Origin of the sequence: Neisseria sp. P0019.S002 (assembly GCF_051957155.1) — a bacterium.
In the GTDB taxonomy this organism is placed as follows: domain Bacteria; phylum Pseudomonadota; class Gammaproteobacteria; order Burkholderiales; family Neisseriaceae; genus Neisseria; species Neisseria perflava.
In genome coordinates this window covers 1-437 of record NZ_JBQCWS010000164.1, presented here as the reverse complement: position 1 = coordinate 437, position 437 = coordinate 1, and the positions used below count along the sequence as shown (strand labels likewise).

Here is a 437-nt window from a genome sequence, read left to right as displayed (position 1 = left end):
TCGTGCGCACCGGCGATATGTTCCATATGAACGGCAAGTTCAGCAAAAGACTCCCCCCTAAAACCTGTCTGTCCTGTAAGGGTGCAGTGGGTGCCGGTCGGCAGGTGAATCCGATACACGGTTTGAAGTTTCTAACTAGTGAATCCGACTTTGTCTTTGAAGGCATTTTGCCGCTGGTATGGAGCCGCAGCTATTATTCCGACCAAGACGGTACCGGCTGGCTCGGCGAGGGTTGGAGCGTACCGGGCTGCCAACGCATCATCCGCGATGCGGCGGGATTGGCCTATATCGACGATCAAGGCCGTTTGTTCCCTTTGCCGGAAGTGGATGAAGATGATGAAGAACCGGTATTGTTCGAAAGCGAACAGATTTGGTTCAGTAAAAATCCGGACGGGCATTATGTCATTGCGTCGCTGGACGGTTCGATAGCGTTGCGT

Annotated in this window: 1 protein-coding gene; it reads left to right on the top strand. The window is 53.3% G+C overall.

Annotated elements, in window-relative coordinates; translation table 11 throughout:
* Positions 1 to 17 precede the first annotated feature (17 nt).
* On the top strand, positions 18 to 437 hold a 420-nt coding region (locus ACTHTY_RS12105; protein WP_440367876.1), incomplete at its 3' end, for a DUF6531 domain-containing protein.